We start from the raw sequence: 16907 nt of genomic DNA, 5'->3' as shown, positions 1-16907 counted from the left end.
GTCTTTCTGCTGCTCCCCAATGAAACTCGCAGACTGACTTAACGACCGCTTCGCGGCCGAGCGGGAGCAAGCTCCCTCGCCACAAAGCCAGTATCTGCGAATGCCAGGTGGTCTTCTGCAATGACCCAGCGCAAACCTTACCCGGCCGATTACGGTAAACTGGCCGCCGAGATTCTTCCCGGAGGTCAGCATGACTACCCAACGTCACTACTCGCCGATTGACCGTCTTCTGTTGCAAGCCGACACCGCCATGCGCACGTTGCTGCCCTTCAGTGGCCAGCCTTGCCGCCCGTCGCCGGCCATCGTGCAGCCAGAGGCGAAAATGAGCGACGAAGACACCCGGCATGTCGCCGGCCTGATGCGCATCAACCATACCGGTGAAGTCTGTGCCCAGGCGCTGTACCAGGGCCAGGCCCTGACTGCCAAGCTGCCGCGAGTGCGTGAGGCAATGGAACACGCAGCCGAAGAAGAGATCGATCATCTGGTCTGGTGCGAACAGCGCATCCGCCAACTGGGCAGCCACACCAGCATCCTCAATCCGTTGTTCTACGGTATGTCGTTCGGTATCGGCGCCGTCGCCGGGCTGATCAGCGACAAAGTCAGCCTGGGTTTCGTTGCGGCGACTGAAGATCAGGTGTGCAAACACTTGAACGAGCACCTTGAGCAACTGCCCGTCGAGGACGAGAAATCCCGGGCCATTCTTGAGCAGATGCGCATTGATGAAGAACAGCACGCCGAAAGCGCGCTGGACGCTGGCGGCTTCCGCTTCCCGGCGCCGGTAAAGTTCGGTATGAGCCTGATGGCCAAGGTCATGACCAAAAGCACCTATCGGATCTGACCCACAAAATCTTCGGGCACAAAAAAGGGCGCTATCTCAGCGCCCTTTCTTTTGCCTTCGATCTTTATTTCAAAGATCAGCTCGACATGTTCCGTGCGTAGAAAATCTCGAGCATTTCGTGTTTAACACGCTCAGTCACCTGAGCACGCTGCTCAGAGGACAGGTTGCTGGTGGCGTCGCCGAACAGGTAGTTATCCAGTTCGAAGTTCTTCAGCAGCATTTTGGTGTGGAACAGGTTTTCCTGGTACACGTTCACGTCGGTCATCTGATACGCGTCGCGAGTGTCTTCGGAGAGGTAGTTCTGAATCGAGTTGATCTCGTGATCAATGAAGTGCTTCTTGCCTTCGATGTCACGGGTGAAGCCGCGCACGCGGTAATCCACGGTCACGATATCCGAATCGAACTGGTGAATCAGGAAGTTGAGCGCCTTAAGCGGTGAAATGACGCCACAAGTCGCCCTGGGGTTCATAGTCCTGACTGGCGATGTTCAGGATATTGGCACCAATGATATCGACAACTTCTGTGAGGATCTGCGTCAGGCGCTTGGCGTTGTACTCTTTATTGATGTACTCAACGTAAGCCTGCTGGTCTTGCGGAGTTTCCGCATAGCAGATGTCATAGATGTTGAAGCTCAAGGTCTTTGTCAGGTTATTGAACCCATGGAGCTTGAGTTTGCTTTTCACCGTTTAAAAACTCTCTATGTATGCGGCCCGGCCGCGTGATCAAGCATGCCCGTCAGATGCGAACGACGCACCAGCGTAGGACGGTTAACACCTCTTCGCGATGGCGATTTTGGTTGTCTGTTCGGGAGTGTGATCTGTCGGTTGACCGATCACGGCCCTGAAAAAAGTGGCGCATTATGCAGACCTGGGCCAATGATCGCCAGAGTCTGCACTGCATTTATGATAGTTGAATGTCGAATCAACCGAGTTCGATGATTTCGTAGTCGTGGGTGATGGCTACCCCGGCCGCTCCGAGCATGATCGACGCTGAGCAATACTTCTCGGCCGACAGCTCGATGGCGCGTTTGACCTGGGCTTCTTTCAGCGCCCGGCCCTTGACCACGAAGTGCATGTGAATTTTGGTGAAGACCTTGGGATCTTCAGTCGCACGCTCGGCTTCGAGGAAGGCTTCGCAGCTCTCCACGGCCTGGCGGGACTTCTTCAGGATGCTGACCACGTCGAAATTGCTGCAACCGCCCACACCGAGCAGGAGCATTTCCATCGGACGTACACCCAGGTTCCGACCGCCGGCATCAGGCGGACCGTCCATGACCACCACGTGACCGCTACCGGACTCACCGAGGAACATGGCTTCGCCAGCCCATTGGATGCGTGCCTTCATCGCCAAGACTCCACTGTTAAAAAAGGGTCGCCAGCTTAGCACAGGGCCTTCGGTTGACAGCGACTGGCATCAGCGCAAGCAACACACTTACAGCATTGATAAATTATCGAATAACGACGGAATGTGTCTGTTAAGCTGGCGCCAATTTCATGGCACTTAGCCTGCTGTTTTTTTCGGCCGTCATCAGCGATTCATAAAAAATCCACAACACACCGTGCAGTCTTTTCGGGATACAACCATGGTTGCTATTACCCCAACACCCAAAATCAAGAACCTCGACAAGTTATTGATGCATTGCCAGCGCCGTCGCTATCAGGCCAAGAGCAATATCATTTGCGCTGGCGATCGTTCGGATACGCTGTTTTTCATCATCAAGGGCTCGGTCACCATTCTCATCGAGGACGACGATGGTCGGGAAATGATCATCGCCTACCTCAATGCCGGGGACTTCTTCGGCGAGCTGGGTCTGTTCGAACAAGCCGGCCAGGAACAGGAACGCAGCGCCTGGGTTCGCGCCAAAGTCGAATGCGAAGTGGCCGAGATCAGCTACTGCAAGTTCCGCGAGCTGTCCCAGCAAGACCCGGACATTCTCTATGTGCTCAGTGGCCAGATTGCCCAGCGCCTGCGCAATACCACACGCAAGGTCGGCGACCTGGCGTTCTTCGACGTCACCGGGCGGGTTGCGCGCTGCTTGCTGGAGCTGTGCAAACAGCCTGACGCCATGACGCACCCGGACGGCATGCAGATCAAGGTTACCCGTCAGGAAATCGGCCGGATCGTCGGTTGCTCGCGGGAAATGGTCGGGCGCGTGCTCAAGGACCTGGAAGAACGCAATCTGGTCAACGTCAAAGGCAAGACCATGGTGGTATTCGGTACCCGCTAAGCCGACATCACCTCGGCGAGCATTTGCCGATACAAGGTGTCCAGCCGCGCGATGGCATCCGGGGCGGCGAATTGTTCATGCAGGGCGATATGGCTCTGCGCGCGAACCCGCTGCTCCAGACTGCAAGCCTCGTTAAAACGGTTCACCGCCTCAACCATCGACTCCCGCTCGTCGTCCAGCAACAGCGCACCATGCACCAAACCCACCGGACGCTGACCACCCTTGCTCTGGCGCCAGCGCTGAGCGGTGCCGACCATTTTGCGGCCATCGAGATTGACGTTAAAACGTCCATCACAGAAAGCGCCCTCGACTTCACCCAATGAAGGCTTGCCGCCGAGCTCCGTCAGCAGCGCGCAAATAGGGTCGCACAGACGCCGATAAGCGGTTTCGATCCGACCGTGGTCGCCTTCGCTGCGCGGCGGTGCATACACCAGCGCGATATTGACCGTCGCAGCCGACTGCGGCACCGGCTCACCACCGGTTTCACGCAACAGAACCGGCCAACCATGTGCCGCCGAGGCCTGGCAAGCGGCCTCGAACCCCGGCAAACGGCTCAAGCGCCGGGGCATGACCAGCGCGCGATCGCTCGGCTGCCAGAACAACAAACCAAAATCCTGGCCGCCGGCACAGACCGTCGCCAACAAATCCTGCTCGGCACGCAGACCGTCTTCGACAGTCAAGGCAATGGGGTGAGTCATGGCAGTGCGAATCCTTTGCGGTGGATACAAAAAAGCCGGCAACGCCGGMTTCTTCATTGAATCAGGTTCAGTCGAGTGTAGAACCGCTGACCGCCACGCCACGCTCTGGAAAAAACAGGCGTTGCAGTTCAGTGCCCGGGTTCTCGGCGCGCATGAATGCTTCACCGACCAGGAACGAATACACCTCGCTGATTTCCATCAGCTCGACATCGGCGCGATTGAGGATGCCACTTTCAGTAATGACCAGGCGATCGCGCGGGATGCGCGGCAGCAGATCGAGCGTGGTTTCCAGGCTGACATCAAAGGTGTGCAAATTGCGATTGTTCACGCCGACCAGCGGAGTATCGAGAACCTTCAAGGCCCGCTCCAGCTCATCACCGTCGTGGACTTCGACCAGCACGTCGAGGCCAACGCCTTTAGCGACGGCTGCCAGTTCGGCCATTTTCACGTCATCCAGCGCGGATACGATCAACAGCACGCAATCAGCACCCAGCGCACGGGCTTCGACGATCTGATAAGGATCGATCATGAAGTCCTTGCGAATCACCGGTAGCTTGCACGCCGCACGCGCCTGCTGCAGATAAATGTCGGCGCCCTGGAAGAAATCGACATCGGTCAGCACCGAGAGGCACGTTGCCCCGCCCTTCTCGTAGTCCCTGGCGATTTCGGCCGGCACGAAGTTCTCGCGAATCACGCCCTTGCTCGGCGAAGCCTTCTTGATTTCAGCAATCACCGCCGGGTGTTTGAGCTTGGCCTGGGCGATCAGCGCCTTGGCAAAACCACGCGGAGCATCGGCCACCCTGGCCAGTGCTTCCAGCTCGGCAAGCGTTACGCGAGCGCTGCGCTCAGCCACTTCCTCGACTTTGCGGGCAAGGATCTTCTCCAGAACCGTCGGTACACTCATGCCTCATTCTCCACTCTGAATACCGCGGTAAACGCACCCAATTCTTCAAGTTTTTCACGCGCAAGGCCGGTATGCAGCGCGTCATGAGCCAGGGCAACGCCCTCTTTCAGGCTGACCGCATGATCAGCGGCGTACAACGCAGCACCGGCATTGAGCACAATCATCTCTGCGGCTTTCTGACCGTTCTCGGTTTTGCGGCGCCCCAAGGCATCGCGAATCAGTTCAAGTGAGGCCGCCGGGCTTTCCACCGCCAGGCCGTGCAGGCTCTGGCTCTTCATGCCCAAGTCTTCAGGCTCGACCCAATACTCGCTGATCTGGTCATTCTTCAATTCCGCGACAAAGGTTGGCGCCGCCAGACTGAACTCATCCAGGCCATCCTTCGAATGCACCACCAGTACATGTTTGCTGCCCATGCGCTGCAAGACTTCGGCTAACGGGCGACACAACGCCTGACTGAACACGCCCACCACCTGATGTTTCACACCGGCCGGATTCGTAAGCGGGCCGAGCATGTTGAACAGTGTACGCAGGCCAAGATCGCGGCGCGGGCCAGCAGCGTGTTTCATCGCACCATGATGCGATTGGGCGAACATGAAACCGATGCCGACGTTGTCGATGCAACGCGCCACTTGAACCGGCGTCAGGTTCAGATAAATCCCGGCCGCCTCCAGTAAGTCGGCACTGCCGCTTTTACCCGATACCGCTCGGTTACCGTGCTTGGCCACGGTGCAGCCCGCCGCCGCCACCACAAAAGAAGAAGCCGTCGAGACGTTGAAGATGTTTGCACCATCACCGCCGGTGCCGACTACATCGACAACACCGTCGAGGGTTTTCAGCTCGACCTTGTCCGCCAGCTCACGCATGACCGAGACGGCGCCGACGATCTCGTCGATGCTCTCGCTTTTCATCCGCATGGCCATCATGAACGCGCCAATCTGCGCGTCTGTGCATTGCCCGGTCATGATTTCGCGCATCACATCGCGCATTTCATCAGTGCTCAGGTCCAGATGGCCGACGATACGGCTCAGGGCAGTCTTGATATCCATGGAAAGTCCTTAGCGCGTGCCGCCGGTTTGTTTGAGGAAGTTGGCGAACAACTCGTGGCCCTGCTCGGTCAGGATAGACTCGGGGTGAAATTGCACCCCTTCGATGTTCAATGTCTTGTGGCGCAGTCCCATGATCTCATCGATCGAGCCGTCTTCGAGCTGAGTCCAGGCGGTCAATTCCAGGCAATCGGGCAAGGTCTCACGCTTTACTATCAGCGAGTGATAGCGGGTGACCGTCAGCGGACGGTTAAGACCTTCGAACACGCCCTTGTCCTCGTGGAATACCGGGCTAGTCTTACCATGCATAACCTGGCGGGCGCGCACTACATCACCACCGAACGCCTGGCCGATGGATTGATGACCCAGGCAAACGCCGAGAATCGGCAGTTTGCCGGCAAAATACTTGATGGCTTCAATGGACACGCCGGCCTCGGTCGGGGTGCATGGGCCAGGGGACACGACGATGCGCTCGGGTTTGAGCGCTTCGATTTCGGCGATGGTCAGCTCATCGTTGCGCACAACCTTGACCTCGGAGCCTAGCTCACCAAGGTACTGCACAACGTTGTAGGTAAAAGAGTCGTAGTTATCGATCATCAGCAACATGGTTTGAAACCTCTTGAATTCACTGACTTTTGAGACGGCCTTCAAATGATTTACCCGCAGTCTCGCAACGCTCGGTCAGTTGCTGGAATGGAACCGGCAAAAGCGGCATTTCATACGGGTAAAAAAGGCAAACAGGTACAGGTCCGGCCGGGCCGGCAGAGAAAGTTCAGGCGCGCCAACGCCAACGGGCGTGGGCCTTGATGACTTGATCCAAGAGTTTGCTGACGATCAACACGGGGAAGGTCTCATTCATACGTTCTCGCACAGTAACTTAGCTGAGCAGAGGGTGCAATATGGCGCAGAGCAAGCAATCGATGCGGCCTTTAGCCATAGCTAAAACGCGAAAGTTTTTGGTACTGTCGTTCCGGTCACTACAACAATAAATAAATGGACTTGCTCATGATCAAACAGACGAAGTTTGTACCGCTCGCCAGTTGTGTTCTTGCAATGGCCTGCGCCCAAGCCGTTGCGGCCCCCGCCCCCTATACGAAATTCATTGTCTTTGGCGACAGCCTGAACGATGCCGGGCAGTTCGCCGATCCGGGCGGCCCCGCCGGCTCGACGTTACGCTTCACCAACCGTGTCGGACCGACCTACATGGACGGTAGCGGCGAGGTAAAAGCCGCTAACTCGACACAGTTGCTGGGGGGAAAGCTGGGGTTTTCACCTGACCAGACGGCCGCTTCGACCTCGGCGGTCCGCGCCAGTGAAGGCCTGCCAGATGGCAACAACTGGGCCACGGGGGGCTTCCGTACCGATCAGATCCTCGACTCGATCACTACCACCTCGGACACCGGAGAGCGCAGTCGGCCCGGTTATCTGCCGAGCAACAACTTTCGCGCTGACCCGAACGCGCTCTACTACCTCTCCGGTGGCGGCAACGATTTCCTCCAGGGCCGGGTAACCAGTCTCGACCAGGCCAGCGCTGCGGCTGATCGACTGGTCACTAGCGTGCAAACCCTGCAACAAGCCGGCGCCAGGTACATCATGGTCTGGTTACTCCCGGACATCGGTCTGACACCGGCGATCAATGGCAGCCCGTTCCAGGCCTTTACTTCCCAACTCAGCGCCCAGTTCAACACTGAACTGGTCAGCCAGTTGCAGCATGTCGACGCCGAAGTCATCCCGCTCAATATTCCGGTGCTGCTCAAAGAGACGTTCGCCAATCCGGCGCAATTTGGCCTGGCCACCGACCAGAATCTCACCGCAACCTGCTTCAGCGGTGACGGCTGTACCGAAAACGCCAAATACGGGATCAATAGCGCCACACCCGACCCGACCAAGCTGATCTACAACGACTCGGTACACCCGACCGAAGCCGGGCAACGCCTGATCGCCGATTACGCGTATTCCATACTGGCAGCCCCTTGGGAACTGACGCTGTTACCGGAAATGGCCCACGCCACCCTGCGTGCGCATCAGGATGAACTGCGCAACCAATGGCAATCCGACTGGGAAAACTGGMAAAACGTCGGTCAGTGGCGTGCGATTGTCGCCGGTGGCGGTCAGCACCTGAATTTTGACGATCAACGCAGTGCAGCCAGCGCCGATGGCAACGGCTACAACCTGAACATTGGCGGTAGCTACCGTCTCGACGAGGCCTGGCGTGTTGGCGTGGCTGCCGGTTTCTATCGTCAGAAGCTGGAAGCGGGCAACGACAACTCGCAGTACAAACTCAACACGTACATGGGTACGGCGTTTGCTCAATATCAGCAAAATCGCTGGTGGGCTGACGCGGCAATGACGGCTGGGCATCTGGACTACGACAGCCTCAAACGCAAGTTTGACCTGGGCGTCAACGAACGCGGGGAGAAAGGCGATACCAACGGCACGGTGTTGGCTGTCACCGCTCGCCTGGGTTACGACATCGCGCAGCAGGCAAGCAGCCCATGGCACTTGTCGCCATTCATCAGCGCCGACTACGCCAAGGTGCAAGTCGATGGTTACTCGGAGAACGGCAACGACTCCACGGCGCTGACCTTCGGTGACCAGAAGCGCACCTCGAAGCGCCTCGGCGTCGGTTTGCAGGGCAAGTATCAGATCACCCCGCAGACTCAGGTGTTCGGCGAGTTCGCCCACGAACGCGAATATAAGGACGACACCCAGGACCTGACCATGAGCCTCAACAGCCTGCCCGACAATCATTTCACCCTGCAAGGCTACACCCCGCAAACCAACCTGAATCGCCTGAACCTGGGCGTCAGCCAGAAGTTGACCCCAGACCTGGCGCTACGGGCCAGCTACAACATTCGCAAGGACGACGACTTCACCCAACAAGGCATCAACGTGGGTGTCAGCCTGGACTTCTAAACCGCTAGCCATAAAAAACGCGGCGCCCTCACAGGCGCCGCGTTTTTTTGGGTGCTCTCTGATGTGGCGAGCGAGCTTGCTCGCGCTCGGCTGCGAAGCAGTCGCCATGAAGGGGCCTGCTACGCAGGCCAGCGGGAGCAAGCTCCCTCGCCACAACAAGCTCCTTCGTTACAGCTCAGTCTTACGGGGTTTGCTCGGCCAGGGCCACGGCACGGAACATCGCGCGGCGCTTGTTCAGGGTTTCTTCCCATTCGAGCGCAGGCACCGAATCAGCCACGATGCCACCACCGGCCTGCACATGCAGTTCGCCGTTCTTGATCACGGCGGTGCGGATTGCAATCGCGGTGTCCATGTTGCCGTTCCAGGCAAAGTAGCCGACCGCACCACCGTAGACGCCACGTTTGACCGGTTCCAGTTCGTCGATGATTTCCATCGCGCGAATCTTCGGCGCACCCGACAACGTACCTGYCGGCAGAATCGCCCGTAGTGCGTCCATCGCGGTCAGGCCGGCTTTCAGCTGGCCGGTGACGTTGGAGACGATGTGCATCACATTGGAATAACGCTCGATGACCATTTTCTCGGTGAGTTTCACCGAACCGATTTCCGACACGCGACCGGTGTCGTTACGGCCGAGGTCGATCAGCATCAGGTGCTCGGCAATTTCCTTGTCGTCCGACAGCAGGTCTTCTTCAAGCGCCCGGTCGGCTTCCTCGTTGGCACCGCGTGGGCGGGTGCCGGCGATCGGGCGCACGGTGATCAGGTTGTCTTCGACCCGCACCAGCACTTCCGGCGAACTGCCAACGACATGGAAGTCGCCAAAGTTGAAGAAGTACATATACGGCGTCGGGTTGAAGCAGCGCAGCGCACGGTACAGATCGATCGGCGCGGCCTTGAAGTCGATGGACATCCGTTGCGATGGCACCACCTGCATGCAGTCACCGGCGAGGATGTACTCCTTGATGGTATCCACCGCCCGCTCGTAATCGTCCTGGGTGAAACTGGAACGGAACACCGGATCAGCCGCTTGCTGCTTGCTGAAATCCAGGCCGCGGCGTGGGGTGATTGGCTGACGGAGTTTTTCCAGCAACTCTTCCAGACGCGCCTGACCTTGTTCGAAGGCGTTGTCCTGCGACGGGTCGGCCAGCACGATGGCGTGCATCTTGCCGGCCAGGTTGTCGAACACCACCACCGCATCGGAGACCATCAGCAGAATATCCGGCACGCCCAGCGGGTCCGGGTTCGGGCACTTGCCCAGACGCTTCTCCACGTAACGCACGCAGTCATAACCGAAGTAGCCCACCAACCCGCCGTTGAAGCGTGGCAGACCGGCGATGGTCGGTACGTTGTAGCGCGCCTTGAAGGCTTCGACGAAGGCCAACGGGTCTTCAACCTCGTGGCTTTCTACTTCGGCGCCATCGACCGTCACACTGACATGGTGATCATGCACCCGCAGCACCGTGCGGCATGGCAGCCCGATGATCGAGTAACGGCCCCATTTCTCACCGCCCTGCACCGACTCCAGCAGATAGGAGTTGGGCTCGTCGGCCAGTTTCAGGTAGATCGACAGCGGCGTGTCGAAGTCGGCAAGGGTTTCGCAGGCAAGCGGGATGCGGTTGTAGCCGGCAGCGGCCAAACGCAGGAATTCTTCGCGGATCATGAGGTGCCTCGTGGCGTGAGGGTCTAACAGTCAGGTGTGCAAACGCGCCGGATAGCCGGCCAGGATCGAGTCAGGCGCGCCAACGCCAGCGGGCCAGGGCCTTGATGACTTTCATCCAGAGTTTGCGAGTGACCACCACGATGGAGTTTCCAGGAGGGGATTGGATAGCGTCGGGCAACGTTATCTCAGCGGCTGGATCACTTCACACCCGCAGCCTTGGCCGCCAGCACGTCGCTGCGCGAGTCACCGACAAACAACGATTGCGAGGCCGGTATGTTGGCCATTTTCATCACGAAAAACAGCGCTGCCGGGTCAGGTTTTTTCTGCGGCAGGGTGTCACCACCAATGATCCAGCGGAAGTAGCGGCCGATCTTCATCTGATCGAGCAACGGCGCGACGAAGCGCTCCGGCTTGTTGGTGATCAGCGCCATTTCGACACCCTGCTTGTGCAGCCACTTCAAGGTATCGCGTACGCCAGGGTAGACCACCGTCAGTTCATGGCCGTCCGCGTAGGCTTCCATGAAGATCTCCAGCGCGTGCTCGGCCTCGACATCATCGACACTCGCGTGATCGATATTGCCCGCCAGTGCACGACGGACCAGCACCGGCGCACCGTTGCCCACCCATTCGCGCACCGCGTCGAGACCGGCCGGAGCACGCCCGAGTTTGAGCAGCATGTTATCCACAGCCACTGCGAGGTCCGGCACCGAATCGATCAACGTGCCATCCAGATCGAACATCACCAGCCGCGGCAGATGCCCCGGGAACAACTGCTCAAAACCACTCATGGACGAGCCAGCGCCAGTTCGGAGCGCATCTTTTCAATCACTTCCTGGTAGTTCGGCGCATTGAAGATGGCCGAACCGGCGACGAAGGTGTCAGCGCCAGCGGCGGCGATTTCGCGGATGTTGTTCACGTTCACGCCACCGTCGATTTCCAGACGAATGTCACGGCCCGAGGCATCGATCAGCGCGCGCGCTTCACGCAACTTGTCGAGAGTGCCGGGAATGAACTTCTGCCCGCCGAAGCCCGGGTTGACGCTCATCAGCAGGATCATGTCGACCTTGTCCATCACGTACTTGAGCACGTCCAGAGGGGTCGCCGGGTTGAACACCAGGCCCGCCTTGCAACCGCCTTCGCGGATCATTTGCAGGGAACGGTCGACATGCAGCGTGGCTTCCGGGTGGAAGGTGATGTAGGTCGCGCCAGCGTCGATGAAGTCGCCAATGATGCGGTCTACCGGGCTGACCATCAGGTGCGCGTCGATGGGCGCGGTGATGCCGTACTTGCGCAGTGCCGAGCAAACCATCGGCCCGATGGTCAGGTTTGGCACGTAGTGGTTGTCCATGACATCGAAGTGAACGATGTCGGCGCCAGCGGCCAGAACGTTGTCTACTTCCTCGCCCAGACGGGCGAAATCAGCGGAGAGAATCGACGGAGCAATAGCGAAGGGCTGCATGACGCACCTTTTTTGAGCAGAATCACGATGGCGCGCATTGTATACCTCATGCTTTGACGCGCGCACCGTGACCGCGATGATTGGGTCTGGCCCTAGTAGGCCGCTCGATAGATCTTCTCGATATCGGCGGTGCTCAATTTACGCGGGTTGTTGCGCATCAATCGCTCTATTCCCGCGGCCTCCACAGCCATCGCCGGGATTGCATCTTCCGGTATGCCAAGGCTGTGCAGGCCTTGGGGAATTTCCACTGCGGCACAGAGTCGCGCCATGGCCTCGACCGCTTTATCCGCCGCCTCGTCAGCGCTCAACTGCGCCGTTTTCACCCCAAGCGCCTCGGCGATATCCTGCATGCGTTCGATGCACGCCATCTTATTCCAGGCCATGACATACGGAAGCAGCAAGGCGTTGCTGACACCGTGCGTCACGTTGAAACGTCCGCCCAGCGGATACGCCAAGGCGTGCACCGCGCCGACCCCGGCGTTACCGAACGCCATGCCGGCCATCAGGCTGGCAGTGGCCATGTCTTCACGGGCCTGCAGGTTCGAAGGATTGGTGTAGGCCTTGGGCAGTGCCTTGATGATCAGCTTGATGGCGCCAATGGCCAGTGCATCAGTGATCGGCGAGGCATTGAGCGACAGGTAGGATTCAACAGCATGCACCAGCGCATCGACGCCACTGGCGGCCGTCACGCTGCGCGGGCACGTCAGGGTCATTTGCGGACTGACCAGCGCCACGTCCGGCAACAGATAATCACTGATGATGCCTTTCTTCAGCTGCGCGACCTTGTCGGACAGTATCGCCACGTTGGTGACTTCCGAACCGGTACCGGCGGTGGTCGGAATCGCAATCAGCGGCGGGCCTTTGCGCGGCACCTGATCGATACCGAACAAGTCTTCGAGCGCACCGTGGTAACCGGCATAGGCTGCAACACTTTTAGCAATGTCGATGGCACTGCCGCCACCGAGACCGATCAGGCCGTCATGCCCGCCTTCGCGGTAGACGCGCATGCAGTCTTCAACGATGGCGATTTCCGGGTCGGGCAACACCCGATCGAAAATCTCGTAAGTACGTCCATCCAGTTGCGCCAGCGCCAGCTCCACCGTGCCGGACTTGACCAGCGCGGCATCGGTGACAATCAGTGGGTTGTCGACATCCAGACGGGTCAGCTCGGCGGCCAACTGCTCAATGGCGCCAGCACCGGTGAGCAGTTTGTGAGCAATTTTGAAAGAGGAAATACTCATGTGCGCAGCCTCTTATAAATAGGGGAGCTGGGCACAATAGTAGCTGGGGATTGGGGTTTGTCTGTTATTGCGCGAGCGAATGAGCAGACGCTCACAGAAATTCACCCTGTGGGAGCGAGCCTGCTCGCGATGACGGCCTGACATTCACTCTTGATGTCGACTGACAATTCGCTATCGCGAGCAGGCTCGCTCCCACAGTTGGTCGAGGCGTAGCGTTAAACCTGTGCGGTACGCAGTTTCTCGCTACGGCCACGCAGCCATTCCAGGGTCAGCAGCAGGAACACCGAGAAGGCGATCAACAGCGTCGCCGCGGCGGCGATGGTCGGGCTGAGGTTTTCGCGGATACCGCTGAACATCTGCCGTGGCAACGTCGCCTGTTGAGGGCCGGCAAGGAACAACGTGACCACCACCTCATCGAATGACGTCGCGAAGGCAAACAGCGCCCCGGAAATCACCCCCGGCGCGATCAACGGCAAGGTCACGCGGCGGAACGCCGTCAGTGGCGAAGCCCCCAGGCTGGCGGCAGCACGCACCAGGTTCTGGTTAAAGCCTTGCAACGTCGCCGACACGGTAATGATCACGAACGGCACACCCAGCACCGCATGCACGACGATCAGCGAGATAAAGCTGTTGCCGAATCCCAGCGGAGCGAAAGCCAGGTAGCTGGCCACACCGATGATCACTACCGGCACTACCATCGGCGAGATCACCAGCGCCATCACCAGCGCCTTGCCAGGGAAGTCGCCACGGGTCAGGCCAATCGCCGCCAGCGTGCCGAAGACCATCGCCAGTACCGTCGCCGCTGGCGCGACGATCATGCTGTTCTTCAGCGAGCGCATCCACTCGGCCGAGGCAAAGAAGTCCTGGTACCAGTGCAACGAGAACCCTTGCAGCGGGTAGACCAGAAAACTCCCCGAGTTGAACGACAGCGGGATGATCACCAGCACCGGCAGAATCAGGAACAACAGGATCAGCCCGCAGAGTGTGCGCAAGCTGTAGAACCACACCCGTTCGATGGGCGACACATAAGGACTCAGCATTTCGATTCTCCCCTTAGCTCAAGCGCAGGCGGCTTGCGCCTACCAGCCAGCTGTAAATCAGATAGAGCACGACGGTCGCCAACAGCAGCAGCCCACCGAGTGCGGTCGCCATACCCCAGTTGATGCTGGTGTTGGTGTAGAAGGCGACGAAGTAACTGACCATCTGATCGTTCGGGCTGCCGAGCAGCGCCGGGGTGATGTAGTAACCAATCGCCAGGATGAACACCAACAGGCAACCAGCGCCGACACCGGCATAAGTCTGCGGGAAATACACTCGCCAGAAGCTGGCGAACGGATGGCAACCCAGGGAAATTGCCGCACGCATGTAGGTTGGCGAGATACCTTTCATCACGCTGTAGATCGGCAGAATCATGAACGGCAGCAGGATGTGCACCATCGAGATGTAAACCCCGGTGCGGTTGAACACCAGTGCCAGCGGCTTATCAATGATGCCCATCGCCATCAACGCGCTGTTGATCAGCCCGCCCGATTGCAACAAGACAATCCACGCCGCCACCCGTACCAGAATCGAGGTCCAGAACGGCAACAACACCAGAATCATCAGCAGGTTGCTTTGACGTGACGGCAGGTTGGCCAGCAGATACGCCAACGGATAGGCCMGCACCAGGCAGATCGCGGTAATGACCAGGCCCATCCAGAAGGTCCGGGCAAAAATCTCGAGGTAGATCGCCTGATCAGGGGTAGCCGGGGCAATTTCGCCGAGGTCGTCGATCCGGTGATCGACCGCTGCCAGCAAGTAATACGGCGTGATGCTGCTGGTGTTGCGGCGTACCGCTTGCCAGTAGGCCGGGTCGCCCCAACGCTCATCCAGCGCTTCGAGTGCATCTTTATAGGAGGCCGGTTCAGTTTTGAACGGCAGCGCTCGCGCGGTTTTGGTCAGCAGGCTGCGATAGCCGGCCAACTCCATATTCAGTCGCTTGGACAGATCGCCCAGGCTTTGATTCTTGCGGGCCTCAAGGAGGTCTTCGCTGGCAGCCTTGAAGACCGGATCCGCCGGCAAGCCTCGGCCATCCCAGGTCGCAATGGCAGCCACGGTGCGCGGCATTCCGCCGACCACTTCCGGGTTACTGACACTTTTGTAGAGCAGCGCCACGATCGGCACCAGAAACACCAACAACAGAAACAGCACCAACGGCGCGATCAGGGCCTGGGCTTTCCAGCGGTTGACCCGTTCGGCATGCGCAAGGCGCTGCTTCAAGGTGCGATTGGTGCCCTCGTTCAGGGGAACGGCGATGGCCATGGCGAACTCCGAAATTCTTTGATCGTTACAGAGGCGGCGAACCGCCTCGAACTTTTAATACACACATCCACTGTGGGAACGAGCCTGCTCCGGGCGGCGTTCCGACGATGGCGGCATTACATTCAACATCAATGTTGACTGCCCCACCGCTATCGCGAGCAGGCTCGCTCCCACATTTGGTGGGTTGTGGTTACTTCGCAGCCCACKAGTTGAAGCGCTGTTCCAGTTGCTCACCGTTGTCAGCCCAGAAGCTGACGTCGATCTGCACCTGGTTGGCGATGTTTTCCGGGGTGGTCGGCATGTCTTTCAGAATCTCTTTGGACAACAGCGGTACGGCTTGGATATTGGCCGGGCCGTAGGCGATGTTTTCCGAGTAGGTTTTCTGCTGTTGCGGCATGACCGAGTACGCGATGAATTTCTTCGCGGCGGCGGCACGGGTTTTATCCAGGCCTTTTGGAATCGCCCAGGCGTCGAAGTCGTAAATGCCGCCGTTCCATACCACTTTCAGGTTGCTTTCTTTCTGTACGGCAGCGATCCGGCCGTTGTAGGCCGAGCTCATGACCACGTCGCCGGAAGCCAGGTACTGTGGCGGCTGAGCGCCGGCTTCCCACCATTGAATGCTTGGCTTGAGCTCATCGAGTTTCTTGAAGGCGCGGTCCTGACCGTCCTTGCTGGCCAGCACTTTGTAGACATCTTTCGGCGCAACGCCATCGGCCATCAAAGCGAATTCCAGGGTGTACTTGGCGCCTTTACGCAGGCCGCGTTTGCCCGGGAATTTCTTGGTGTCCCAGAAATCCACCCAACTGGTCGGAGCGCTTGCCAGTTTGTCGGCGTTGTAGGCCAACACGGTCGACCACACGAAGAAGCCCACGCCGCATGGCTGGATGGCGCCCTTCACGTAGTCTTCGGACTTGCCGAACAATGCCGGGTCTAGCGGCTCGAACATGTCTTCGTCGCAACCACGGGACAGTTCTGGCGATTCAACCTCTACCAGATCCCAAGACACGCTCTTGGTGTCGACCATGGCTTTGACCTTGGCCATCTCACCGTTGTATTCACCGGCGACAATCTTGCCGTTGCCCGCGGCTTCCCACGGTGCGTAGAAGGCCTTGACCTGCGCCGCCTTGTTCGCGCCGCCAAACGACACCACGGTCAGGTCGGGGCCGGCCATTGCATGGGCCGCGCCCATCATGCCAAGTGCCAGTGCTGTGAGTTTCAGGGATCTCAACATTTATTGTTCTCTCCACGTGCGGGTTGGTGTTGGTGAAGCCGGGGCGATCAGTTCGCCTCTAGAAGTGGGTCGAGCGCGCGAACGTGTTCGACCTGCCAGCCAAGCGGTACCACGTCTCCGACCGCCAGCGCCGGATCGAGCTCGGCGATTGGCTGTTTCACGAAGAAGTCGGTCTTGCCGCAGACTTCCAGGCGAACACGGACGTGGTCGCCCAGATAGATGAATTCCGCCACCCTTCCCGAGAAGCGGTTGACGCACGATTCGCTGGAACCATTGAGGCTCACGCGCTCCGGACGAATGGACAGCGTCACTGGCTCGCCGGTCTTGCCGACATTCACCGCCAGCGCTTCGACCTTTTCACCACGCCCCAGCTCAACCACGCAGCGGTCGCC

15 protein-coding genes and 2 pseudogenes are annotated in these 16907 nt (G+C 58.9%); 3 read left to right on the top strand and 14 right to left on the bottom strand.

Annotated features, from left to right (window positions below):
- Positions 1–190: 190 nt before the first annotated feature.
- Positions 191–838 carry a 2-polyprenyl-3-methyl-6-methoxy-1,4-benzoquinone monooxygenase gene (gene coq7, locus AC1DH9_RS13700; RefSeq protein ID WP_019693897.1) on the top strand — a complete coding sequence of 216 codons (648 nt, stop codon included), beginning with the start codon at positions 191–193 and terminating at the stop codon, positions 836–838.
- 76 nt (positions 839–914) lie between these two features.
- Here the strand turns inward: coq7 and speD are convergent.
- Positions 915–1521: pseudogene (gene speD / locus AC1DH9_RS13695) on the bottom strand (S-adenosylmethionine decarboxylase).
- Positions 1522–1759: 238 nt separating this feature from the next.
- Positions 1760–2182 carry an OsmC family protein gene (locus tag AC1DH9_RS13690; protein WP_017138086.1) on the bottom strand — a complete coding sequence of 141 codons (423 nt, stop codon included), beginning with the start codon at positions 2180–2182 and terminating at the stop codon, positions 1760–1762.
- Between the two features lie 238 nt (positions 2183–2420).
- Between AC1DH9_RS13690 and crp the strand changes: the two genes are divergently transcribed.
- Complete coding sequence (gene crp, locus AC1DH9_RS13685; protein WP_054594293.1) at positions 2421–3065, top strand: cAMP-activated global transcriptional regulator CRP; 645 nt, start codon at positions 2421–2423, stop codon at positions 3063–3065.
- On the opposite strand, the gene AC1DH9_RS13680 is transcribed toward crp, so the two are convergent.
- From AC1DH9_RS13680 to AC1DH9_RS13665, 4 genes are all read right to left on the bottom strand, one after another.
- Positions 3062–3763 (bottom strand): lipoate--protein ligase family protein, encoded by a 702-nt coding sequence (locus AC1DH9_RS13680; protein WP_427544809.1) that lies wholly within the window; start codon positions 3761–3763, stop codon positions 3062–3064. The two genes, crp and AC1DH9_RS13680, sit on opposite strands and share 4 nt — an antisense overlap.
- Before the next feature lie 67 nt (positions 3764–3830).
- Complete coding sequence (gene trpC, locus AC1DH9_RS13675) at positions 3831–4667, bottom strand: indole-3-glycerol phosphate synthase TrpC (protein WP_427544811.1); 837 nt, start codon at positions 4665–4667, stop codon at positions 3831–3833.
- Complete coding sequence (trpD, locus tag AC1DH9_RS13670; protein ID WP_054594295.1) at positions 4664–5713, bottom strand: anthranilate phosphoribosyltransferase; 1050 nt, start codon at positions 5711–5713, stop codon at positions 4664–4666. Before trpD ends, trpC begins: the two co-directional genes overlap by 4 nt.
- Positions 5714–5722: 9 nt before the next feature.
- Positions 5723–6316 (bottom strand): aminodeoxychorismate/anthranilate synthase component II, encoded by a 594-nt coding sequence (locus AC1DH9_RS13665; protein ID WP_103319668.1) that lies wholly within the window; start codon positions 6314–6316, stop codon positions 5723–5725.
- 399 nt (positions 6317–6715) lie between these two features.
- Here AC1DH9_RS13665 and estP point away from each other — a divergent pair, with 399 nt between their 5' ends.
- Positions 6716–8626, top strand: a complete 1911-nt coding sequence (gene estP / locus AC1DH9_RS13660) for an esterase EstP (protein ID WP_477808293.1) — start codon at positions 6716–6718, stop codon at positions 8624–8626.
- 181 nt (positions 8627–8807) lie between these two features.
- Here the strand turns inward: estP and trpE are convergent, their stop codons facing one another.
- The 8 genes and pseudogenes from trpE to AC1DH9_RS13620 all read right to left on the bottom strand — a co-directional run.
- Positions 8808–10283 (bottom strand): anthranilate synthase component I, encoded by a 1476-nt coding sequence (trpE, locus tag AC1DH9_RS13655; RefSeq protein WP_477808292.1) that lies wholly within the window; start codon positions 10281–10283, stop codon positions 8808–8810.
- A gap of 70 nt (positions 10284–10353) precedes the next feature.
- Positions 10354–11071: pseudogene (locus AC1DH9_RS13650) on the bottom strand (phosphoglycolate phosphatase).
- On the bottom strand, positions 11068–11742 hold the full coding sequence (gene rpe, locus AC1DH9_RS13645; protein ID WP_019693907.1) for a ribulose-phosphate 3-epimerase: 675 nt from the start codon (positions 11740–11742) through the stop codon (positions 11068–11070). Before rpe ends, AC1DH9_RS13650 begins: the two are co-directional and overlap by 4 nt.
- Positions 11743–11834: 92 nt before the next feature.
- Positions 11835–12983, bottom strand: a complete 1149-nt coding sequence (locus AC1DH9_RS13640; protein ID WP_427544820.1) for an iron-containing alcohol dehydrogenase — start codon at positions 12981–12983, stop codon at positions 11835–11837.
- A gap of 215 nt (positions 12984–13198) precedes the next feature.
- Positions 13199–14023: an ABC transporter permease gene (locus AC1DH9_RS13635; protein ID WP_427533022.1), complete on the bottom strand. Its 825-nt coding sequence runs from the start codon at positions 14021–14023 to the stop codon at positions 13199–13201.
- 13 nt (positions 14024–14036) lie between these two features.
- Positions 14037–15284 carry an ABC transporter permease gene (locus AC1DH9_RS13630; RefSeq protein WP_477808291.1) on the bottom strand — a complete coding sequence of 416 codons (1248 nt, stop codon included), beginning with the start codon at positions 15282–15284 and terminating at the stop codon, positions 14037–14039.
- Between the two features lie 190 nt (positions 15285–15474).
- Positions 15475–16515 carry an ABC transporter substrate-binding protein gene (locus AC1DH9_RS13625; protein WP_477808290.1) on the bottom strand — a complete coding sequence of 347 codons (1041 nt, stop codon included), beginning with the start codon at positions 16513–16515 and terminating at the stop codon, positions 15475–15477.
- Between the two features lie 47 nt (positions 16516–16562).
- Positions 16563–16907 (bottom strand): TOBE domain-containing protein (locus AC1DH9_RS13620; RefSeq protein ID WP_477808289.1); only part of this gene is annotated, 345 nt, incomplete at its 5' end.

This window comes from Pseudomonas sp. 05T35 (assembly GCF_056396605.1).
This window is presented reverse-complemented; position numbering and strand designations above follow the sequence as displayed.

Coding starts and splice junctions, on each gene's coding strand:
- coq7 (WP_019693897.1), top strand. CDS start 191: ATGACTACCCAACGTCACTACTCGCCGATTGACCGTCTTCTGTTGCAA.
- AC1DH9_RS13690 (WP_017138086.1), bottom strand. CDS start 2,182: ATGAAGGCACGCATCCAATGGGCTGGCGAAGCCATGTTCCTCGGTGAG.
- crp (WP_054594293.1), top strand. CDS start 2,421: ATGGTTGCTATTACCCCAACACCCAAAATCAAGAACCTCGACAAGTTA.
- AC1DH9_RS13680 (WP_427544809.1), bottom strand. CDS start 3,763: ATGACTCACCCCATTGCCTTGACTGTCGAAGACGGTCTGCGTGCCGAG.
- trpC (WP_427544811.1), bottom strand. CDS start 4,667: ATGAGTGTACCGACGGTTCTGGAGAAGATCCTTGCCCGCAAAGTCGAG.
- trpD (WP_054594295.1), bottom strand. CDS start 5,713: ATGGATATCAAGACTGCCCTGAGCCGTATCGTCGGCCATCTGGACCTG.
- AC1DH9_RS13665 (WP_103319668.1), bottom strand. CDS start 6,316: ATGTTGCTGATGATCGATAACTACGACTCTTTTACCTACAACGTTGTG.
- rpe (WP_019693907.1), bottom strand. CDS start 11,742: ATGCAGCCCTTCGCTATTGCTCCGTCGATTCTCTCCGCTGATTTCGCC.
- AC1DH9_RS13640 (WP_427544820.1), bottom strand. CDS start 12,983: ATGAGTATTTCCTCTTTCAAAATTGCTCACAAACTGCTCACCGGTGCT.
- AC1DH9_RS13635 (WP_427533022.1), bottom strand. CDS start 14,023: ATGCTGAGTCCTTATGTGTCGCCCATCGAACGGGTGTGGTTCTACAGC.